The organism is bacterium (assembly GCA_030690305.1).
GTDB lineage: Bacteria > Patescibacteriota > Minisyncoccia > Phycocordibacterales > JAGLPS01 > JBBUCK01.
On the sequence record JAUYHB010000017.1, the window covers coordinates 1 to 1,056 of the forward strand.

1 protein-coding gene is annotated in these 1,056 nt (G+C 41.1%); it reads left to right on the top strand.

Features of this window, described 5'->3' with window-relative positions:
* The first annotated feature begins 47 nt into the window (after positions 1–47).
* The gene (locus Q8O71_01595; GenBank protein MDP2705074.1) at positions 48–1,049 is read left to right on the top strand and encodes an IS30 family transposase; all 1,002 of its coding nucleotides are present in this window, start codon (positions 48–50) and stop codon (positions 1,047–1,049) included.
* The last annotated feature ends 7 nt before the right edge of the window (positions 1,050–1,056 follow it).

The window sequence follows — 1,056 nt, forward strand, 5'->3', positions numbered from 1 at the left end:
TCACAGGTTCAATAAGTAATTGCAACACTTCGATATAATTGAGGTGTATGAAATTCAAACATTTTAGAATTGAGGAACGCGAAAAGATTCAGGAATTGCTTTGGCAAAAGACTTCAGTTAGAGCAATTGCCAAAACATTAAATAGAAGTCCATCGTCAGTCGCTAGAGAAATTAATCGCAATATGCTGCTCAAGAGATCATACAAACCACGAGTGGCAGATGAACGGGCACAAAAGAAAAGGAAAAGCAGAGGCAGAAAATTGCGTTTGAAAAACCAATTCATTCGCAGATATGTCATCACCAATTTGAAGGCAGGACTTTCACCAGAACAAATCGCTGGACGACTTCACGTCGAACATCCGGAAGAAAAGATTTCTCACGAAGCCATATATCAGTACATATATAGTCACGTTCACCGACAAGGTTGGGGTCTAATGAAAATTGGATACCATGACCTCCGAAAGTATTTAAAACGTAGACACAAGAGACGAGCTCAAAGAGGCATGCGCTCAGTACAGAGGGTATTTAGGCCTAAAGGACCATCAATTGATGACCGACCACAAGAAGTTGAGACTAGAAAAACGGTTGGTCACTGGGAAACCGATTCGGTCATTTCAAGAAAAAGCAAAGTTGGATTAAATACTCTAGTTGAAAGAAAAACGGGTTTGGTGTTCATAACTAAAATTGAAGATCACACCTCCGAGGTCACCAAAAATGCTGTGGTCAAAAGATTGTCGGCGCTTCCAAAAGAAGCGCGCAAGAGCGCGACATCGGACAACGGCACAGAAAACTTTTTGTATGATGAAGCTCAATTCACTTTGGATATTCTGTGGTTCTTCGCTCATCCGTATCACTCGTGGGAGAGAGGAACTAACGAAAACACCAACGGTCTCATTCGTTGGTACTTCCCAAAGGGCACAGACTTTGCGACAATACCAGATGAGACCATTAAAGTTGTTGAGGACGCATTAAACAATCGTCCTAGAAAACGACTTGGTTGGAAAACCCCATTAGAAGTATTTAATGAAAGTGTTGCATTTCAATATTGAATGTACC

Coding starts and splice junctions, on each gene's coding strand:
- Q8O71_01595 (MDP2705074.1), top strand. CDS start 48: ATGAAATTCAAACATTTTAGAATTGAGGAACGCGAAAAGATTCAGGAA.